General features: G+C 67.0%; 16 protein-coding genes, 2 tRNA genes and 1 pseudogene. 7 read left to right on the forward strand and 12 right to left on the reverse strand.

Annotation, left to right across the window (positions count from 1 at the left end; genetic code table 11):
• Positions 1-39: 39 nt before the first annotated feature.
• The gene (locus NP4_RS22620) at positions 40-741 is read right to left on the reverse strand and encodes a YwaF family protein (protein ID WP_082876131.1); all 702 of its coding nucleotides are present in this window, start codon (positions 739-741) and stop codon (positions 40-42) included.
• Positions 742-1069: 328 nt separating this feature from the next.
• On the opposite strand from NP4_RS22620, the gene NP4_RS22625 reads away from it, so the two are divergent.
• On the forward strand, positions 1070-1723 hold the full coding sequence (locus tag NP4_RS22625) for a DUF2267 domain-containing protein (protein ID WP_068001186.1): 654 nt from the start codon (positions 1070-1072) through the stop codon (positions 1721-1723).
• A 140-nt stretch (positions 1724-1863) separates the two neighbouring features.
• On the opposite strand, the gene NP4_RS22630 is transcribed toward NP4_RS22625, so the two are convergent.
• The gene (locus NP4_RS22630; RefSeq protein ID WP_068001189.1) at positions 1864-2301 is read right to left on the reverse strand and encodes an Hsp20/alpha crystallin family protein; all 438 of its coding nucleotides are present in this window, start codon (positions 2299-2301) and stop codon (positions 1864-1866) included.
• Between the two features lie 220 nt (positions 2302-2521).
• On the opposite strand from NP4_RS22630, the pseudogene NP4_RS22635 reads away from it, so the two are divergent.
• Positions 2522-3873: pseudogene (locus NP4_RS22635) on the forward strand (phosphoribosyltransferase family protein).
• Positions 3874-4465: 592 nt separating this feature from the next.
• Entirely contained in the window at positions 4466-4633 is a 168-nt protein-coding gene (locus NP4_RS41110) for a DUF6186 family protein (protein WP_156524934.1), read from the forward strand.
• A gap of 194 nt (positions 4634-4827) precedes the next feature.
• Here NP4_RS41110 and NP4_RS22640 read toward each other — a convergent pair whose 3' ends face one another.
• Positions 4828-5640 carry a helix-turn-helix domain-containing protein gene (locus NP4_RS22640; protein WP_068001192.1) on the reverse strand — a complete coding sequence of 271 codons (813 nt, stop codon included), beginning with the start codon at positions 5638-5640 and terminating at the stop codon, positions 4828-4830.
• A gap of 957 nt (positions 5641-6597) precedes the next feature.
• Here NP4_RS22640 and NP4_RS22645 point away from each other — a divergent pair.
• On the forward strand, positions 6598-7155 hold the full coding sequence (locus tag NP4_RS22645) for a hypothetical protein (protein WP_147288098.1): 558 nt from the start codon (positions 6598-6600) through the stop codon (positions 7153-7155).
• 641 nt (positions 7156-7796) lie between these two features.
• A complete protein-coding gene (locus NP4_RS40130) occupies positions 7797-9533 on the forward strand; it encodes a recombinase family protein (RefSeq protein WP_082876132.1) in 1737 nt (578 codons plus the stop codon).
• Here NP4_RS40130 and NP4_RS22660 read toward each other — a convergent pair.
• The 4 genes from NP4_RS22660 to mihF form a co-directional block, all read right to left on the reverse strand.
• Positions 9512-9600, reverse strand: a tRNA-Leu gene (locus NP4_RS22660). The genes NP4_RS40130 and NP4_RS22660 overlap by 22 nt on opposite strands.
• A gap of 119 nt (positions 9601-9719) precedes the next feature.
• The gene (locus NP4_RS22665; protein ID WP_068001203.1) at positions 9720-10583 is read right to left on the reverse strand and encodes a hypothetical protein; all 864 of its coding nucleotides are present in this window, start codon (positions 10581-10583) and stop codon (positions 9720-9722) included.
• A 176-nt stretch (positions 10584-10759) separates the two neighbouring features.
• Positions 10760-10845 (reverse strand) — tRNA-Leu (locus NP4_RS22670).
• A gap of 103 nt (positions 10846-10948) precedes the next feature.
• Positions 10949-11263 carry an integration host factor, actinobacterial type gene (gene mihF, locus NP4_RS22675; RefSeq protein WP_062505765.1) on the reverse strand — a complete coding sequence of 105 codons (315 nt, stop codon included), beginning with the start codon at positions 11261-11263 and terminating at the stop codon, positions 10949-10951.
• Between the two features lie 285 nt (positions 11264-11548).
• Here mihF and NP4_RS22680 point away from each other — a divergent pair, with 285 nt between their 5' ends.
• Positions 11549-12541, forward strand: a complete 993-nt coding sequence (locus NP4_RS22680) for an LLM class F420-dependent oxidoreductase (RefSeq protein WP_068001206.1) — start codon at positions 11549-11551, stop codon at positions 12539-12541.
• Between the two features lie 65 nt (positions 12542-12606).
• Positions 12607-13758, forward strand: coding sequence for a lipase family protein (locus tag NP4_RS22685; protein ID WP_245998705.1), 1152 nt, complete (start codon positions 12607-12609; stop codon positions 13756-13758).
• Here the strand turns inward: NP4_RS22685 and NP4_RS22690 are convergent, their stop codons facing one another.
• The 5 genes from NP4_RS22690 to NP4_RS22710 all read right to left on the reverse strand — a co-directional run.
• On the reverse strand, positions 13759-15099 hold the full coding sequence (locus NP4_RS22690; protein ID WP_068001207.1) for a hypothetical protein: 1341 nt from the start codon (positions 15097-15099) through the stop codon (positions 13759-13761).
• A gap of 26 nt (positions 15100-15125) precedes the next feature.
• A complete protein-coding gene (locus NP4_RS22695; RefSeq protein WP_068001210.1) occupies positions 15126-15950 on the reverse strand; it encodes an ABC transporter permease in 825 nt (274 codons plus the stop codon).
• Positions 15950-16906, reverse strand: a complete 957-nt coding sequence (locus NP4_RS22700) for an ATP-binding cassette domain-containing protein (protein WP_068001213.1) — start codon at positions 16904-16906, stop codon at positions 15950-15952. Before NP4_RS22700 ends, NP4_RS22695 begins: the two co-directional genes overlap by 1 nt.
• On the reverse strand, positions 16903-18153 hold the full coding sequence (locus tag NP4_RS22705) for a glycosyltransferase (RefSeq protein WP_068001215.1): 1251 nt from the start codon (positions 18151-18153) through the stop codon (positions 16903-16905). Before NP4_RS22705 ends, NP4_RS22700 begins: the two co-directional genes overlap by 4 nt.
• Positions 18150-19484 (reverse strand): condensation domain-containing protein (locus tag NP4_RS22710; protein WP_068001217.1); only part of this gene is annotated, 1335 nt, incomplete at its 5' end. The genes NP4_RS22710 and NP4_RS22705, both read right to left, overlap by 4 nt.

A 19484-nucleotide genomic window follows, 5' to 3' on the forward strand; every position in this document is an offset into this window, starting at 1 on the left:
GAGCTATGGCCAGAGCCCGGCCGCGCCGCTGAACTCGCATCATCGGTTGCGCGCAGATCGGGTCCAGGGCCAGGTCATCAAGGCCCACACGGAGAGAAGGAGGACGGCAGCGGTGACCAGATACCAGGGCCAGGGGCCGAGTACATCCAGTAGCGACGGAGTCACGGGTTTCGCGTTGACGAATCCGTAGTTGGTGCCGGCAAGGGAGTTGAAGGTAAAGGTGACCGCGGCCCAGGTCGTGGTGGCCACCACGGCAATTCGGTAACTGCGCCAGTTCGGGTGCATGCCGATGCCCCAGGTCAAGTAGGCCGCCGCCCAGACCACGATCAGGTGAATCGCCCAGAAGGCCAGAAACTCGGGGTGCGGGAAGTCGGGGCTCTGCAGTGCCGGTGACACGAGCGCCTGCGTGCTCAAGGTGAAACACCAGTAATAGGTCAGCGCGTACGCCCAGGGCCGGTGCGACCACAGTGCGTACGCTGCGACCATGGTCGCGAGATCGGTCAGGCGCAGCGGAACAGCGCGACCGATGGTCGGGGGGAACAACGCGGCGAGGTAGATCGTCAGGTACAGCGCCAGCGTCGTTGCGCCGAAGATCCTGCTGAAACGTCTTGCGGTGTGAGCATTCCGGTGAGTGCGTCCTATCCGGACGACCGCTACCGCCCCCATCGCGAATACGACCAGCACCATCCAGTGCGACAGTCCGTATGCGGAGAACTCCCGTTGCGCCGACGGCGTGTCCACGGCTACCAGTGTCAGCTTTGATGCCCCTCTTGCCAGTGGGATCGGCGTTCATGGCCAAAGTGCAGGCTGCCAGGTGTGTCCGCTGGCCCGAAGATCGCAACCGGTCCTGATCGCAATCGAGGTCCCGACGGAGCGCGACCGAGATCGACCGGTGATCATCCGTGACGATGACAACGGGATTCTCGAAACGGCTGCGGCACTCCGGCACCGGTGGCCGGAAGATCCTCATACGGCGTCCGAAATCTTTTCGCGCACAGGGTTATCGGATGGGGACTCGAGGTGACATCGGACCCTTGTGAAGCGTCGCCCGAGGTTCGACGCTGAATTGATGTCACCGCAGAACGATCCCCTGACCCCGGCTGTACATACTGCTCATGAATGGCTCAAAGCGGTCGCCGACCGGATCGGCACCGAGGACCGCGCCTTCACCTACCACGTGGTGCGCGCCTGGCTTCACACGGTGCGCGACCGCATCAGCGTCGTCGCCTCGGCGCATCTGACCGCGCAGCTGCCCGAAATCCTGCGCGGTGTCTACTACGAAGGCTGGGTACCCAGTCACATCCCGGTCGGGCACGGTACCGACGAATTCCTCACCCGGTTCGCGCACGAGGCCATGATCACCCGCGCGGAGGTGCCCCGCTTGGCCGGCGCGGTCACTGATGTGTTCATGGACCGCTGCTCGCCCGGCCAGCTCGACGGCCTGTTCGCCGTGCTGCCGGTGCGGCTGCAGGAGCTGCTGCGCGGCTTCCCCGAAACCCACGCCGAAATCCCGAAACCGGTTGTGCATGCCGATACTCACCGGATCGAAGCCCTCGAGCGCCGATTGCAGTTGCTCGGCGACACGGTGGCGATACTCGCCCGCGGCCTCGAGGAACTGCCTACCACCAGAAACACTGACGACGAACGCCGATCCGCCGCCGCCCAGCAGGCCCATCGCATCCTCATGCGCGAGCACCTCACCACCACAACTATCAGACGCTGACCACACGTGCGCCGCAGTCTTGCTCCATCGCCGTGCCGACGACGAAAGCGGGGGCGGCTCGAGGGTTTCGCTCGAGCCGCCTCCGCCCGCTCAGGTGGTGCCCGCGCCACCACGGGCAGGCGCGGCCAGACCGATCGGACTCAATCGCCGGATTTCACTTCGACTTTCCGGGTCAGGTCCTTGGGCTGTTCCTTCATCGGCACGCTGACGGTGAGGATGCCCTTGGCATAGCGGGCGTCGATACCCTCCTCCGACGCACCCCGTGGCAGGGTGATGGTGCGTTCGAAAGAGCCGTACCGGAATTCCGAACGCCCCTTCTCCTCCTTCTTCTCGGTGCGCTCGGCCTTGATAGTCAGGTACCGGTCGCGAACGGATACCTCGACGTCCTTGACGGGGTCGATGCCGGGGATCTCCGCGCGCACCACGTAGTGTCCGTCCTCGATCGCGTCCTCGACCCGGATCAGGTGGGTCCCGAACGCCGGCGCCCACGCGGTGAGCGGCGCGGCGGCCGCGTTCCACATATCTTCGATATCGGCCAGCAGTGTGCCCGGCCGACGAGAGACCGGAATCAGGCTCATCGTTCCTTACCTCCCTGAGAATTGGAAATAGTTCCGACACAACCGATCCCACAGCGTCCACCGGGTCACTCGGTAGGGCCGAAAGCCACCGCGATAGTCGCCGTCGCGAAGCGCCGCCGGGGAGGACTGGGGCCATCGGCCTGCCGATGGGTGACGACCGGACCTGTCGCGGTCTGTGACCTGCCACCACCCTGGAACGGATTGGCCAGGAGGTAATCCGATGCTGTTTCATGATCGCAGTGACGCCGGTCGTCGACTGGCGGCGCGGATGCAGTCCCTCCGCGGGGCGGACGTCGTCGTGCTCGGCGTGCCCCGCGGTGGCGTACCGGTCGCGTTCGAGGTCGCCGCGGCACTGGGGGCGCCGCTGGATGTGATCTTGGTGCGCTCGGTGTCCCCCACCAACCCGAACTCGCGTTCGGTGCCATCGGCGAAGACCGTGCCCGAATCATCAACGACACCGTCGTGCAGCACGCGCAGCTCACTGACGCCGAGATGGCTCCGGTGGAACAGCAGGAGCGGGCAGAACTCACCCGCCAGGCGGCCCGGTACCGGCGTACGCGTCCACGAATTCCGTTGGCGGGCCGCACCGTGATCATCGTCGACGACGGCATCGCCACCGGTGCCACCGCCCGCGCTGCCTGCGGACTCGTCCACGCGCACGGCGCCGCACGGGTCTGCTGGCCGTGCCCGGCGCCGCTCGCGACGCACTCGCTGCGGTGCGACGCGACGCCGACGAGGTGATCTGCCTCGAATCCCCGAGAGGGTTCCTTGCCGTGGGCCAGTGGTATCAGCGCTTCGCCCAGCCCACCGACGAGGAGGTGGCCGAACTGCTGGACCGGGCCGCCACCGGCGCCCCGGAACCGGAGGAAGCCGAGACCGCAGAGCCTCTGCTGCGCGACAACGAGGTGCATGTGATCGCCGGAAACATTGAACTGGCAGGGCATCTCACCATCCCGGCCGACCCTGTCGGCCTGGTCGTTTTCGCGCACCCCAGCGGCAGCAACCGCCACAGCCCCCGCAACCGCTCCCTCGCCGACGCACTCCAACAAGGGCGGCTGGGCACTCTGCTGTTCGACCTGCTCACCCCGGAGGAGGAGATCCACCGGACACGGGTTTTCGATATCGGCCTGCTGGCGACCCGACTCGTGGACGTCACCGAATGGCTCACCCGGCAACCGCACACCGAGGGCCTGCGAATTGGGTACTTCGGGGTCGACACCGGGGCAGCGGCAGCACTGCGTGCCGCGACCGACCCGCGGGTCGAGATCGCCGCCGTGGTGTCCCGCAGCGGCCGCCCCGATCTGACCCGCGACGCCCTCGCGCGCGACCACGCGCCGACCCTGCTGATCGTCGGCCGCAACGACCCGCTGATCCTGAAACTGAATCAGCGTGCGCAAGCGGCGATGTCGTGTGCCACCACCGTCACGGTGGTACCCGGCGACCCGTCTGTTCACCGAGCCGGGCGCACTACAGACAGCCACCGACCTGACCCGCGACTGGTTCCTCACCCACCTGACGCACAACCGATCGCCCGAACGTATCACCGCGCCCCCGATCATCGATCACAGCTGAGTCGGGAGGTGGCCGCTGATGCGGTTTCAGGATCGCGGCGACACCGGACGTCGGCACCATGGTGCTGACATCCACGCTGGTTCGACGACCACGCAGCGGTCCGGCGTGAACGGACCGCCTACCGGGGTTCCACATCGCGCGTACGTCAACGGATTCCGGCAAGCGGCTGATCAACCGGCCGTACCCTGCTGAATATGACAGCCGAGCCGGTCCACGCGGCCCGCGATCCGCGTTTCCGACGCGATGTGGATGGCTGCCTGGCTGGGGATGGCAGCGCTGGGTGCGACCACACATCCATTCCAATGGACGGCAACGGCTTTGGTGGCGACGTCGGCCATAACCCTGCTCATGCGAGCCCTGCGCCGTCCGACCGAGCCGATCCGAGGCGGCCCGCGGCTGCGTCATGGTCGGCTGCTGTGGTCGAGTCTCGCGCTGGCCGCCCTGGGCTGGGAGCTGTTCGCCCTGTCGCGGCAACCCGCCTGGGCGTTCCGGATCCGTCCCATCCCACCGTGTCCACACTGCTGGACCCCCTGCTTGAGCAGGGCCCGGGGCGGCTCGCAGGCTGGCTGGCCGTCGGCTGACGGCTGTTGCGGTGATCCTCACCGGAGCGGCCGGCGCGGCCGAGCTCGCCGCACGCGCCAACCACGACCGCCTCACCACCTTCGGCGAAACCCTGCGCCTGCTGCTGCGGTCGAAAGTGTTGCGGTTACTCGCGATCCTCCTCTGGGCCTGGCTGGGCTGGCATTTCCTCGCACGTTGAGCTCTGCGGCGGCCCGAAGGAACGGGTCATTGGACTTTTCCCATGTGAGCACGAATGGGTTCGGGACTGCCGCTGGTGTGTAAAAACGGTGCTTTGCGGATTGATCGCTGAGTGGAGCAGATGGCAAGCCCGCCATCGTTGCACTGAGTAATCAGCACGCTTCGCGACTGCCGATCAGACACAGACCTTGGCGATCAGGCCGGTTCATCAGCTTCGTCGGCGGACACATAGTCCACCACCTCGAACCATCGATCGAAATGCAGTCGACTGCCCTGCTCCACATACGACGACTTGGAAAACAGCGCCGGTATCACCTCGTCGTCTTCGCCGTTCAGCTCGTATTCCCACTCATCCCAATCCTCAGCAGCCGACGAGCCGGCAGCTTCAGCACTGACCATGCCCCGTTCGAGGATCAGATGCAGAGCCAGATCCTCTGCCACCGAACGAGTCACACACTCCATACCGCCGCCCTCGGCACGCACCACACGCTGCCGCAACCCTTCGACAGTGCAGTGCAACCGGAAGACGAAGTCGTAGTCGTAACGGGGAAGCCATTGCGCAGGCAGCGATCCCTCGAGCCAGCTCACGTCGAGTTCCCCCAAGTGTGTACCGCGAGGCTGCTTGCCCAACCGGGACAGCTCATCGCTCAACTGGTCCCGGAAGATGTCACACCCCGACGCGAAAAGACGAGCGCGGCTTTCACCGAACTCCCGCTCGAGCCATGCCGAATACGAGTCGTCGAACTTCGCCTTCGGAAAGTCCTCCCACCTCTCATCCGAATCACCCGTCGACTCACCGGACTCGGGCAGACTCCGCCATCGCAACGCCACGCAGATTCCCCGCACCTTGTCCCGACGCACGGAACTGCCCGCCTCGTAACGGCGCCACGTCTCACTTCCCACGCTGGCCGCTCGTGCCGCTTCCTCGATGGTCAAGCCCAGCGCCTCGCGCCGCCTACGGAGTGAGCTGCCGAACTCAGGGCCACCGCTGACAACCTTCGGAGTCATTCGATCTCCTTACTGATGCATCACTGATGCCTCAGTATAACTCCGCAAACTTCGATTCGGCGGCGCCGCGAAGCACCTATCCGTCGCCACACAGCAGCAACCGCCAAACCCAGGGGCCTCCGAATGCTCCAGGGCTGCGCGAGATCCTGAGGAGTACGTGAGCACAGCATTCCGAGGACTGACGCCGCACGACGCGGACACCGCACACGGACAACACGAGGGTCCAGCACCGGGATGCGACCAAGGGTCTGGTCACGGCCGGCGCGGCGATGATCGGCACGAAAAGCTGTCTGGAGCAGCGAAAACGGCGATCTCCCGCCCGTTGGCAAGTTCTTGGAAACATGACTCTGGAGTAAGAATCAGATCAAGCCCAAAAACGGGCCCTGATCTGCATGGATACCATGGCGCCAAAGAGACTCGATTCCTAACCCCGCACACTGCCAGTGTGGGTGCCTGCCCGACTTGGGCGGTTTGGGTGTTGGATTTGTTTCCTTCTACTTATCCAACATCTATCGGGATAGAGATTGCGGCCCACGATGTCGAGCATTGGTCGTATGAGAGCGGAACCGCGGACAAGTCTTAGGTGCCCACAGCCTGGATCGGAATCACACCGGCAGAGTTGGGCGACGGTTCGGTATCCCGCGATCCCTACCAATCCCGTTATCGAAGAACGGTGACGCCCCACCGGGATCAGTCCACCTACCCATGAGGGTCAGTGCACGACATCCCGCCGAGCCCAGGACCCGATCCCCGCGATGCCACTTGAACCCCGAAGGGAGAACAGGAATGAACGAACCAATGGACAGCAGACCTGCACTGACACTGATTACCCGAGGCAATGTCGCCCGGCCCGAGGAGGACGGGATACCGAGCAAGTACGGCTATCCGCCCGACGAGGACAGGTACGACCGATTCGGTCGACTGCTACCGAGCTGGGGGATATACGACCGCCGGAAGGTGAAGAACAACGGTGGCGGCAACTGGCGGGCCTGGTACACCGACACCGACGCAGGGCGGTTCGTCCAGGATTTCAGGCTGCAGCGCGACGCCGAGGACTGGGCATGTGGGCACGCGGAAGCCTTGTACCAGTTCAGCTATGACGATTACCTGCAGCAGGCGACAGCCGAGGAGATCCGCCGCGATCTGTTCGAGCGCCGGCACGAGATGCTCGAAGGCTGGAAGGGCTTCCACGGAGGGCATGATCTCCACGCGGCTCGGTGCAATGGCTACGGCTACGGGCATGAGACTCCGCGCGGGATCCTGGTTGCCGTCTGGACGGCGGCGCGCGCGGTCACCGTGCGGTATCGCGATGATCGAGGCAAGATCCGCGCCGCCGGGCCCGGCATGACATGCAACATCCGGGACAACTTTCTGGAGGTCCTCAGCCCGGCCAACACACCCGGCGCGGTCATGACCCGCGTCCACATCGACTCCGTCATCAGCATCGAGGTCTTCGCGGATGACAACTGGGATCACATGCGCGAAACTCCCCGCGCCACCTCAGGACGCAGCTAGCGCGATGGTCTCCTGAGATCCAGGCGGATCGAATCCCTGACCGCCAGTGCCTGCTACGGGCCAAGTTAGGTGTTGGATTTGTTTCTTTCGGATTTTCCAACAGTGCCGAAAGTGGCGCATCGCGGCATCTGTTGATGAGTATGGAAGGTACGACGGCGTATCAGACAGCAACGCCGGATCGCAGGCTCACGGACTGTGCCCAGCACATCTCGGCCTGACCTCGCTCGATGCCGCACCACGGCGCAACCTTCCCCACAGCCCACAGAGCTATCAGTCAGCAATCGCCATGGTGCTTGCCATACCCATTCCGAAAGAAGACGCTCAATGCTAACCCGCACCAGGAGACTCAAGGCCGGCAACACCATAGCGGTACCCGGCATACGACCACCGCAGCACTGATAACGGGGACTTATGCGAACACCGAGCCGTCATGGACAACGAGGCCCCCGACCCCGAGCAGCAACCCAGTCGAGCCCACGACCCGATCACGGACACCGACGACAACGCCCCCGTATCTATTACGTTCCCCGATCACCCGCCTGAACTGAACTCGGCCGCAGCTGCAGTACTCGTACGGATCCTGCTGCGCCACGCGCAATCCCAACAAGACACCGTGTAAGGAAGACAAGGAGACGCCCACGATGCCGAACGAATCAGACGAGTGGGCCGTCCTCGATGAGATGCTCGGTATCGAAGTCGACGACGAGGAGTTCGATCCGAATCGGTTGTTCGCGTTCGTGGGCCGCGTCTCCACCGAAGACCACCAGGACCCGGAGACCTCCTACAACTGGCAGCTCGCCAGAGCCACGGCTGTCGCACCCGGAGAAATCGTCGGGACCTATTTCGACATCGGGCACTCCCGATCCGTACCGTGGGACCGACGGCCCGAAGCGGCCAGGCTCCTCGCCGATTTGAAGAATCCCAAGCGCCGCTGGAGGGCCATCGTCGTCGGCGAAGGCCAGAGATGCTGGTACGGCAACCAATTCAGCCTCGTTGCACCGCGGCTCAACGCCTACGGCGTCGAAATCTGGATCCCGGAGCTGGGCGGTCGATTCGACCCGCAGAACACCGCCCACAATATGATGATGAACATGCTCGGCGGCATGAGCCAATCCGAGCGTCAGCACGTCCAGCAGCGCACCCGGGCCGCCATGGACGCGCAGGTTCTCAACGAAGGTCGCCATCAGGGCGGCCGGGCACCCTACGGCTACACCGCTGTCGACGGAGCACCGCATCCGAACCCCAGTCGGGCCGCCGCGGGCCTCAAGCTTCGAATTCTCGTCATAGACGAACAAGCCGCCGCCGTGGTGCAACGCATCTTTCGCGCCTACATCGCGGGGACTGGCCTCAAGGCCATCGCCAACATGCTCAACCACGAGGGCATCCCCTGCCCATCAGCACACCGGCCGGAACAGAACACCCACCGATCCGGCGACGGCTGGCAAATGACCACAGTCGCCGCCATTCTGGACAACCCCCGATACACCGGGTACGCAGTGTCCGGCCGGGCAACCAAACACGAAGAGCTCGTAGACCCCGACGACGTAGCCGCCGGCCACATCGTGCGCTTCCGACGCTCCTCCCCCGACCGAATCATCCGATCACGCAGGCCCGCGCACCCGTCCATCGTGTCCGTCGCCACATTCACCGAAGCCCAACTGGTTCGCCGCCGCCGCGCAGCATCCGGTAACCGGGCGCGGACTCGCCTCGAACGCACGCGCTTGAACACCGGCCCACGCGTGTACGAGCTTCGAGGCCGGATCCGTTGCGACATCTGCGATCGGAAGATGCAAGGTGAGACCCCGAACGGCGGCGTGTATTACCGATGCGTCGCTCGGACACTTCCCCCGGGAAGTCCAATGCACGCCGACCACCCCAAAACTGTGAACCTGCGAGAGGCGCACCTCACTCTCCCCCTCAACGCATGGATCGCCGAACGATTCAACCCGAGCCACCGGGCACAGACCATCGAAGCCTTGGTTGCCGCGCAAGCCGACGAGGACAACGATATTCGCCGCCAAATCCTGCGCCGTCGATTCAACGAAGCCGAGGCCAAACTCGATCGACACCGCACCGCCCTCGAGGCGGGCGTGGACCCGGCAGTGCTCGTCGACGCCATCAACGCCGCCCAAGCGGAAAAGACTGCAGCCCAAGCCGAATTGGATCGGATGCCGCAAATCGTTCGGCTCTCCGCGCTGGAGTTCGAGAAGCTGATCGACTCCTACGGCGATATCGCCGCCGTCCTCGACGCGGGCACCCCGCACGATCGCGCCGCCCTGTACGCGGCGCTGAATCTGGAGATCCGCTACCGGCCGCGAGAGCAACTCGCGACCGTCAGCGTGTGTGTGGTTAATACTGGTGTCCGGAGGGGGACTTGAACCCCCACGCCCGTTAATAGGGCACTAGCACCTCAAGCTAGCGCGTCTGCCATTCCGCCACCCGGACCGGTGATGCTGGGCAAGCTTAGCGGATGGGGTCGGGAAGAATGAAATCCGTTGGTCCGGGGGTGGTTTCGGACACAGGAGCAGTGGGGTTTTCATCACCGCTATCTGCTGGCGTATCGGTCAGCGGGGGAAGGTGTTGATCGCGGTGAAGACCAGGTTGATCAGGGCTACGGGGACGAAGATTCCGGCCCACCATCGCAGGCTCTTGCGGCAGGCGCCGCGGAGCCAGTTGGGGTCGCGGCTGTAGATGCCCGAACTGGTTGCCGCCCAGGCCAGGACGAAGCCGAGCGTCGCGATGTACTGGATGACGGTCCGGGCATTGCCGTGGCCGAACAGGGCCAGGATCGACAGGGCGATGGCGGCGCAGAAGGCGACGGTCGCGAATTGGGTGGCGCGGACGACCTGTTCGAGTCCCCTCGCGATATCCGTCCGCGACGCGGCGGGTCGCTCCGACTGGGTCGTTGGCACTGCCTCCGGCGTCGACGGCCCGCGCAGTCGAGCCTGCCGGAGCCGCTCGAATCCCGCCCGGACTTTGATCGGCAGCAGCCGGACAACACCCGAAAACGGTCGTGCGTAACCCTTTTCGTAGAGGAGAGTGGAGCCCGCCGCGCGCAGCCGCAGTACACCCACGCCACGTTCGGCGCGATCCACGATCCGGTCCCTGCCGTCCAAGGTCTGCCAGCGCTGGATCGTCGCCACGACCTCATGCCCATAGCGATACTTCCGGGGCCGGTTGTGATGGCGGCAACGCTGCCATTCACCCGTCACCCAGTTGCGGCACGGCCGCCCCTTACTGGTCCGGGGGTACGCGCAGTGCACCGGCCACACCCGTCCGCGCAGGAACCAGAGCAGGGCCGATACCACCGCGAGGTAGACGGGGAACAGACCGCCGATCCACAGCGGCCACGGTATCGGCGAGACAGCGTCGAGCCGACCGGCGATCCACTGCAAAGTCGAAGGCAGCAGGGAAAGATAGTCATTCATCGGATTCGCCCCCCTTCGGTCACTCCCCCGTACCGCACGACATCGACGATTATGACCCGCCGATCCCCTGCGCCACGGGAGCTTCGCGAATCCGAACGGCCAAGGGCGGCAATGAGAAAAGCCCCCGACCTGAGCCGGAGGCTTTATCTGTAACCCTGAGTTACATCTACTTCGTGTGTCCGGAGGGGGACTTGAACCCCCACGCCCATTAATAGGGCACTAGCACCTCAAGCTAGCGCGTCTGCCATTCCGCCACCCGGACCGGTGGTGCTCAGCAAGGTTATCGGATCCGTCCGCGAGGTCCAAATCACGGGGTTACGTGCAGGTCTGCGGCCGTGTTTGCTGAGCGCCGCCAGCAAACAGCGTCAGTTCTTCAGGGCCTCGAGCAGGGCGGCCCGCTGACGGGAGCCCAGGCCGCCGATGCGGCGGTCGGCGGGGATGTCGGCCTCGTCCATGAGCTTGGCGGCCTTGACCGGGCCGATGCCGGGGAGCGCCTTGATGACGGCCGCGACCTTGGTCTTCTTGACCAGGTCTTCCTTGTCCGCGCGCTTGAGGACCTCGGCCATGGAGACCTTGCCCTTGCGAACCTGCTCGATCAGTTCCGACCGGGCCTTGCGGACCGCGGCCGCCTTGGCCAGCGCTGCTGAGCGTTGCTCGGCGGTCATGGTGGGAAGTGCCATGTCTACAACCTTTCACTCGTTCGCTGGAACCTCAACGGCACCGATTGAACATCACCGAAGCGCGGGTGGCGGTTCGACACACCGCGAGGAAAATCGAGGTCGCGACCGTAACGACCGGGAAGGCTGCCCGGTATGCGGGTGATTTGCCGGGCTCGTCGACGGGCTGGACATGTGATCTTGATGCTCGGAAAGGTTTGCCGACCGGGCGATCGAGGGCGACAGTGGGTTCCGGCGCCGCGGTCAGATCGACCGCGGCCCGACGCGAATGACGTAGAAGGAGACGAAGTGCGCTTCGGCATTTTCATCCCGCAGGGTTGGCGGCTCGATCTGGTCGGTATCGACCCCGCGGCGCAGTGGGAGGTGATGCGCGATCTGGCGCAGCGGGCCGACGCGAACGAGGCATGGGAGTCGCTGTGGGTGTACGACCACTTCCACACCGTCCCGGCGCCCACCGAGGAGGCCACCCACGAGGCGTGGACGCTGATGGCCGCGTTCGCCGCGACCACCTCCCGGGTGCGGCTGGGCCAGATGTGCACCGCGATGGCCTACCGCAATCCGGCCTATCTGGCGAAAGTGGCGGCCACCACCGACATCATCTCCGGCGGCCGGGTCGAGATGGGCATCGGCGCGGGCTGGTACGAGCACGAGTGGCGCGCCTACGGGTACGGATTCCCGCCCGCCGGTGAGCGTTTGGGCCGGCTCGACGAGGGCGTGGAGATCCTCCGGCAGGCCTGGACCACCGGCGAGGCGACGCTGGACGGCAAGTACTACCAGGTCGACCACGCCATCGTTCGCCCGCTTCCCTTGCAGCGGGGCGGCATTCCGATCTGGGTCGCGGGCGGCGGCGAGAAGAAGACGCTGCGCATCGCCGCGCAATACGCCCAGTACACCAATTTCACCGGCGATCCGACCGAATTCGCGCGCAAATCCGACATCCTGCGCGAGCACTGCACCCGGCTCGGCACCGATTTCGACGCGATCGTGCGCAGCGCGAACTTCAACGTGGTCATCGCCGAAACCGAGGCCGAGGTCGAACAGCGCCTGGCCGATCTCGAGGCCCGCCTCGCCACCGCCGCGGGTCCCGAACAGGCCAAGGGCTTCGTCGACAGCATATTCCGCACCTCCCAGGGCGTCGGCACCCCGGAGCAGGTCGTCGAAAGGCTCACGCGCCTACGCGATCTCGGCCTGGGTTACACCATCGCCAACTTCCCGGAATCCGCCTACGACACCTCGGGCATCGAACTGTTCGAACGCGAGGTCATCCCGGCGCTGCGCTGATCCGACCTGCCGCGGCCGCTGCCGGATGGAAGAATCGGACCGGTCGGTCAGGAGAGGAGTTCGGCGTGCGGGTGAGATTGATCGCGATCGCGGTGGTCGCCATGGTGGCGGCCGGTTGCGGGGGCTCCGAACCCGCGGGGGATCCCCCCGCGCGCAAGGTGGGCGAGTTGACCGCGCAGCGTCCGCTGACACTCACCGATCCGAGGCTGACGGCCGCCGCGGCTCAGGCGACGTATCTTCGCTATTTGTCCACCGCGCCGGACGGCTCCCTCGTGGAGGTGTCCGGCGCGGTCTTCCTCCCGAAGGGTAAGGTCCCCGAAAAGGGTTGGCCGGTGGTCGCTTTCGCGCACGGCACCTCCGGTGTCGACACCCGGTGCGCACCGACGGACTCCCCCGATCTGTTCGCCAGCGCCGATCTGGTGGCGCAGGCCCTCGACGAGCACGCGGCCGTGGTGATGGCGAACTATCAGGGCCTCGACGGACCGGGCGGCTCACCGTATCTGGACGGCGCGGCGCTGGGCTACGACGTACTCGATTCGGTGCGGGCGGCGCACTGGACCGGACTGCCGCTGGCCGAGCCGACCGTGCTGTTCGGCGTCTCGCAGGGCGGCCGCGCCGCGCAGGCGGCCTCGGAGACCGCGAAAGACTATGCGCCGGAGATGAATATCGCGGGCACGATCCTGATCAATCCCGCCCTGAGGGTGGACGTGGGCCCCGCGATCCAGGCCGGCACACTCAGCCACGATCAGTATCTGATACTCCCCTACATCCTCGCGGGCCTGCGCTATCGCCACCCCGATTACACCGATGACCGTGTCCTGCACGGCAATCTGCTCGCCGCCGCCCCGCGCCTGGCCGCCCTGTGCACCGGGCAGATGACCGCGACCGATTCCGCGGTGGGCTCGACGGCCACTCCGGATCAGGTCCGCTTCGCCGACGACACTGCCCGCGCGATCTTCACCGACTACCTCGCCGATACCGATCTGCCCCGCCGCGCCACGACCGTGCCGACGCTGATCCTGCGCGGCGATCACGACGTGCTGGTGAACACCGCCTGGTCCACCGCCGCGGTGGCCGAGATGTGCCGGTTGGGAATTCCGGTGCGCGACGATGTCCTTCCCGGCGATCATGGCGGATTCACCGAGGGCACGGACCGCTGGAAGCCCTGGCTGGCCGACCGCTTCGCCGCCCGGCCCGCCCCCGCGCCGACCTGCTGACTACCAGAACGTCGGCGTGAGTCCCCACGCGCCGAACTCCTCCTCCACATAGCCGCGCAGCGCCGCGCGGGTGGGGAAGCGGTCGGGGTCGGCGGCGGTCACGGCGAGGGTCACGGTCTCGCCGTCGCTGGACCACGACATGTTCAGGCCCACCTCGGTGGTGCGGAAGAATTCGGTCGCCGCGGCCCGGATCACCGGCCGCATCAGCACCGCGCCCGCGGTCACGCCGTCCAGGGTGGCCACGGTCTGCGCGGTCTCACCGAGATTGGTGCACAGGCAGATCGGCGCCTTGGAGGTGCGCACCAACCGCCGCGCCACGAAATCCGGGATGACCATCTGCACCGGCTGTAGATGCTGCACCGCGGGGGTGGTCGCGGGGTCGCCGTAGGAGGAGATGGCCTTCTTGGTCGCGGCCCGGATATGGGTGAGATCGGCGAGTTCGCCCTTGCGGTAGGGCACGCTGATCGGCACGCCGGTGGTGGCATTGCCGCGCGGATCCTCGGGCACGCGCAGCGAACGCGGAATGTCCACCCGCACGTCGAGGCCGTCCTCGACCCGGCCGCTGCGCCCGAGCACGCCGATCGCGGTGCCCAGCATCAAACCGTTGGCGGTACCGGAATGCGCGTTGGCCACCGTATTCCACTGCGCCAGTGGCACATCGACCACCAGCTCGGCGGGCTGGAAACGCTCCGGCAGATCCAGGCGCGGATCGGTCGGACGGTCCTGGCGCGCCGGTTCGACCACATTGCGCGCCCGGTATGCCTTGCCGATACCGGAGACGATCGCGCGCACCTGCCCGGCGGCATCGGCCACATCGGCCCGCCACCGTCCGCGCGCGGGCAGTTCGCCGACCAGTCGCCCGCTGCTGCCCGCGCGGGCCGCGGGCAGACCCTCCTCGATCCGCGTCAGCGCGTCCTGCACCGCGAAGATGACCGCGCCGCCGTCGGCCCCGACATGGGAGGTAACCAGTGACAGCAACGTTCCGCCCGCGCTCGGCGCGGCCGACAGCCGCCACAGCCGCCCGAGGGCCGGATCGAAGGCGATATCGGTCTGCGCGGACAGCCAATCCACGATGCGCTCGGCGGGCACCGGCTCGTCCTGCCAGTCCAGCGGCAGCGACGCGAGCGCGGGGGCCCAGTAGGCGCGCGCGAACGGCAGCCGGGTCGGCACCACGCGCCGGGCCAGGAAACCCTGCGCCAGCTGCGCGTGGAACGCCGCCACCGCCTCGCGGTCCAGCGGCTGGTCGAACCGCCAGGCCAGCTGGTTCACCAGCACCGAGCCGAACAGCCGGTGCACCTTCCAGAACAGATCGTCATCAGCGGTGAGTCGATTGACTGCCATTGCGCCACATACCTTTCGAACAACATTCAGCGGGGCCGCAGCGCCCGCGTCGTGACCGGCGCGAATATCACCAGCACCACCAGCGCGCCCAGCACCGACCAGACCGCGTCGGCGCCGAAGCGGCCGTCGTCGGCGAGTGCGCGCACCGCCGAGACCAGATGCGAGACCGGATTGACATCGGAGACGTGCCGCAGCCAATTCGGCATGGCCGCGGTCGGCACCAGGGCGTTGGAGGCGAAGGTGAACAGCATCAGGATCAACGCCGACATGCCCTGCACCGCGGTGGGTTTCGACATGGTCACCCCGACCGCGGCGAAGATCCAGCTCAGTGCCGCGGTCACGAACACCACCAGCACCGCGCTGGCGATCAGGCCGAGCGGATGCGCGGGCCGGTATCCCATCGCGAAACCGACGATCAGCACCGTGGTCGCGGCGATGGCATAGCGGGTGACCCCGGCGGTGAGCGCGCCGATGATCGGGGCCAGCCGTGCCATCGGCATGGCCGCGAACCGATCCTGCACACCCGAGCGAATGTCCTCGCACAGTTGCACACCGGTGGCCACCGAGGCGGTCAGCACGATCTGCACCAATACGCCGGGTATGAGCGTGGGCAGATAGGCGTGCACGCTGCCCGCGATGGCGGTGCCGAAGATATTGCCGAACAACACCGGTCCCACGATCGGCAGCAGCGCCGCGTCGTAGAGCAGCTGCGGACTGCGCTTGAAAGTCAGCAGCCCGCGCAGCGCCATGATCAGCGACTGCCGCACGGCCGTGGCCGGTCCGATGCGGGTCACCCGCGGGCGGCGATCGATGCGCTGGGCGCGGGGCGGATCCATGGTCACCGTCGCCATCACGCCACCCCCTGCTTCTCGGCGTGCCCGGTCAGGGCGAGGAAGACCTCGTTGAGGTCGGGCCGGTCCACACCGAACCCGCGCAACCGGATCCCGGATTTGCGCAGTTCGGCGAGAACCTTTGTGGCACGGTCGATCTCGTCGACCGGCACCGACAGCGCGCCGCCCTCGGGCGAGATGCGCGCGGTGGCGCCGGTGACGCGTTCGGCGATCGAGACCGCGGCGGGCAGGCGCGCGGGGTCGGCGAGTTCCACGCGCAGCACCTCCTCGCCCACCGAGGCCTTCAATTCGTCGGCGCTGCCCTCGGCGACGATGATGCCGCGATCGACCACCGCGATACGGTCGGCCAGTACATCGGCCTCCTCCAGATACTGGGTGGTCAGCAGCACCGTCACACCGCCGGAGACCAGCGAGCGGACCATCTCCCACATCTGCAGGCGGGTGTGCGGATCCAGGCCGGTGGTCGGCTCGTCGAGAAAGATCAAGGGCGGCAGGGTGATCAGCGTCGCCGCGAGATCGAGGCGGCGGCGCATACCGCCCGACAGCGCACCGGCCGGACGTTGGGCGGCGGCGGTCAATTCGAACTGTTCGAGCAGTTCCTCGGTGCGGCGGAACGCGGCCCGACGGGTCAGGCCGAGCAGCCGCCCGAAGATGCGCAGATTCTCCTCGGCCGACAGATTCTCATCGACCGAGGCGTACTGTCCGGTCAAGCCGATCATCGAGCGCACGGCCGTCGCGTCGCGCACCACGTCGTATCCGAAGACGCGCGCGCTGCCGCGGGTGGGCCGCAGCAGGGTGGCGAGCATGCGCACGGTCGTGGTCTTACCCGCGCCATTGGGTCCCAGCAGTGCGAACACCGTCCCGCCGGGCACCGTGAGATCGATGCCGTCGACGGCGGTGAAATCGCCGAACGATTTTCCCAAACCCCGTGCCTCGATGGCGGTTTCGGCGCTCACAACATACTCCTGTCCACGACGAACGGGGCCGCCGGGCGCAGTCCCGCGCCGAGCAGCTGCACGACATCGGCGGTGCGGGCCACTCCGTCGTGGCGGAATTCGGCGGCGAAGGCTCGGCTGCGCCGGACCACCGGCTCGCCGGTGGCCAGCGTCAGCAAACGCACCAGCCGGGCCTCGGTCAACCGCGAGAACGGCAGTGTCGCACCGACTCCCAGCTGTTGCAGCCGCTGCCCCCAGTACGGTTGATCGGCCAGGAACGAGCACACCACCGACGGCGTCCCCGCCCGCAACGCGGCCGCGGTGGTTCCCGCGCCGCCATGATGGATGGCCACCGCGCAGCGCGGCAGCACGGCCGCGTGATCGACCGAACGCACCACGGCCAGGTCCTCGATCAGGCACGGCTCCACGGCATTCCAGCCGGTGGCGAACAGCAGTCGCCGCCCGAGCCGCCGACAGGCCGCGTGCACCAGGTCGATGGTGGCCCGGGCGTCGCCGACGGGCATGGAACCGAATCCGGCATAGACCGGTGCGTCACCGTCGGCGAGCCAGTCCGACAGTCGCGCATCGATCCGGCCGCTCGGCGCGGGTGGGACCAGGAAGCCGACGAAGGGGTGGTCGACTCCCCATTCCGCGGCGAGTCCGCCGAACAGCCGCTCGTCATAGGCCTGGATGGCGATGCGGCGACGGCAGTCCGGATTCGCTGCGCGCCCGCGCAACTCGGCGATATCGGGGGCCAGCGCCCAGCTGCGGGCGCGCCCGAGCGCACGCCAACCGGCCCGGTTCAGCACACCGGGTAGCCGCCTGCCGTACGGCGCGGGCACGATCGGCACCGAACGATTGGGCCGGATCGGAAAATAGTGCATCGCCGCGAAAGCCGCCCGCGCGTGTGCGGCCACGCCCTCGGCGACCTCCTCGTTGGCCATCGCGCCGACCACGACGTCGGCACCGTCGGCCAGCGGCAGCAGATCTTCGGCCGCCTCGGCGAAGCCCTGCCGGTTGAGTTCGCGCAGTGCGCGCAGCCGGGCGCGCGGTCCGCCGCGGCCGCGATCGTGCAACTGGGCGCGCAGCAGCGCATCGGTGTCCAGGCCGAAAGGCTTTGCGGTGACACCATATTCGGCGGCAAAGCCCACGAGGTTCGGTGACACCGCCAGGGTCACCTCGTGGCCGCGGCCGATCAGCTCCCGGGCGAGCAGTACGCCCGGTTGCGCGTCGCCGCGACTACCCCCGAAGGCCAGCAGGGCCCTCATACGCCCACCCCGCGCGCCAATGCGCGGTCGGGGCGATAGTTGCCGGTGGTGGCGATCTCGGCCAGGGTGGCGCGCAGCGCCTCGCCGTAGCCGGTCAGCCGTTCCCAGGCCCCGGGCACATCGGGTGCGCCGATGCTCACGAAGTACTCGGTGTCGTTGCGCCCCAACCAGATCGACAGTGTCGAGGTATGGCCGTCGGCGGTGAAGATACGCGTATTCGCTCCCGGCGCCTGCAGAGCCGAGGCGCGTCGCAGATCCAGCAGGGTGACGAAACTCGGTTCCCGCGTGATCAATTCGGCCCCACGCCCGGACTGCAACACCCGCCCGATCGCGGCGTGCGCGGGCAGCCGCGACATGAGGCGGCCCCGGTCCAGCGCCGCCTTGGCCAGCGGTAGCACGCTCGTGAAATCCGGATTGCCCGGCAGGGCGAACGAGACGGGCACGAAGTTGCAGTACCAACCCTGGCCGGTGGCGAACCGCTCCCCGAAACGAGTGCCGACCACGTTCAGCGTCCAGTAGCGATCGTGTCCGGTCAGTTCGTAATCGGTGAGCGCCAGCGCGGTGAACAGGGCCGCCGACAGCGACGCACCCGAACTCTCCAGTGCCACATCGAAGGAGCGGGCCAGTTCGCCGTCGAGCAGCGTGCGGCTGCGGATGCGGCGGCGGTATCGCTCGCCGGGTTCGATGCCCAGGTCCAGCACCGATACCGGCAGCCGATAGTCGGTCTCGGCCAGCGCGCGATCCCACTGCGGGAACAGCTCGTCGGCGAGGGCGTCCGCGGCGCGGTCGTATTCGCACGCGGCGTAGTCGGCATTGGTACCGCCCGGTGCGGCCCAGCGGGCTTCGCTGTCCGACACCGCCGCACGATAACGCTCCGACAGTTCCAGCGCCGCCAGGGCCTGCGACATCCCGTCGCTGAGCGCGTGATCGGCGATGAACACCAGATCGAAGCCATCGGCGTCCGGGACCGCGGCGAATGCGGCCGGGGGCCAGTCGAACGGTGAGGCGGCGAGTTCGAAATAGCGCTGCAGCTCGGCCGTCCACTGTTCGCCCTCGGCCTCGCCCGCGAGTTCGGCGGCCTCGAAGACGACCGTCGCCGGATCGACCACGTGGCGCACGAAGCCGTCGTCGGTGCGCTCGAACCACGTCCGCAGACCGTCGTGGGCGCGTACGAATTCGGTGATCGCGTCGACCAGGGCCGTGGTATCCACCGGACCCGAAATATGGGTCACCACACCGAGATACGGCGCGTGCGCGGGATCGGCCACGGCCGCGCGCAGATGATCCAGCTGCAGAAACGCCGGGGGCGCCGGCGAGGCCGCCGCCGCGGC

The sequence above is a fragment of the Nocardia pseudobrasiliensis NBRC 108224 genome (genome assembly GCF_001613105.1).
Taxonomy (GTDB): Bacteria; Actinomycetota; Actinomycetes; order Mycobacteriales; family Mycobacteriaceae; genus Nocardia; species Nocardia pseudobrasiliensis.

Excerpts from the sequence above, each read along its gene's own strand:
- NP4_RS22625 (WP_068001186.1), top strand. The coding sequence starts at position 1,070 with ATGTCACCGCAGAACGATCCCCTGACCCCGGCTGTACATACTGCTCAT.
- NP4_RS22630 (WP_068001189.1), bottom strand. The coding sequence starts at position 2,301 with ATGAGCCTGATTCCGGTCTCTCGTCGGCCGGGCACACTGCTGGCCGAT.
- NP4_RS22640 (WP_068001192.1), bottom strand. The coding sequence starts at position 5,640 with ATGACTCCGAAGGTTGTCAGCGGTGGCCCTGAGTTCGGCAGCTCACTC.
- NP4_RS40130 (WP_082876132.1), top strand. The coding sequence starts at position 7,797 with ATGCCGAACGAATCAGACGAGTGGGCCGTCCTCGATGAGATGCTCGGT.
- NP4_RS22665 (WP_068001203.1), bottom strand. The coding sequence starts at position 10,583 with ATGAATGACTATCTTTCCCTGCTGCCTTCGACTTTGCAGTGGATCGCC.
- mihF (WP_062505765.1), bottom strand. The coding sequence starts at position 11,263 with ATGGCACTTCCCACCATGACCGCCGAGCAACGCTCAGCAGCGCTGGCC.
- NP4_RS22690 (WP_068001207.1), bottom strand. The coding sequence starts at position 15,099 with ATGGCAGTCAATCGACTCACCGCTGATGACGATCTGTTCTGGAAGGTG.
- NP4_RS22695 (WP_068001210.1), bottom strand. The coding sequence starts at position 15,950 with ATGGCGACGGTGACCATGGATCCGCCCCGCGCCCAGCGCATCGATCGC.
- NP4_RS22705 (WP_068001215.1), bottom strand. The coding sequence starts at position 18,153 with ATGAGGGCCCTGCTGGCCTTCGGGGGTAGTCGCGGCGACGCGCAACCG.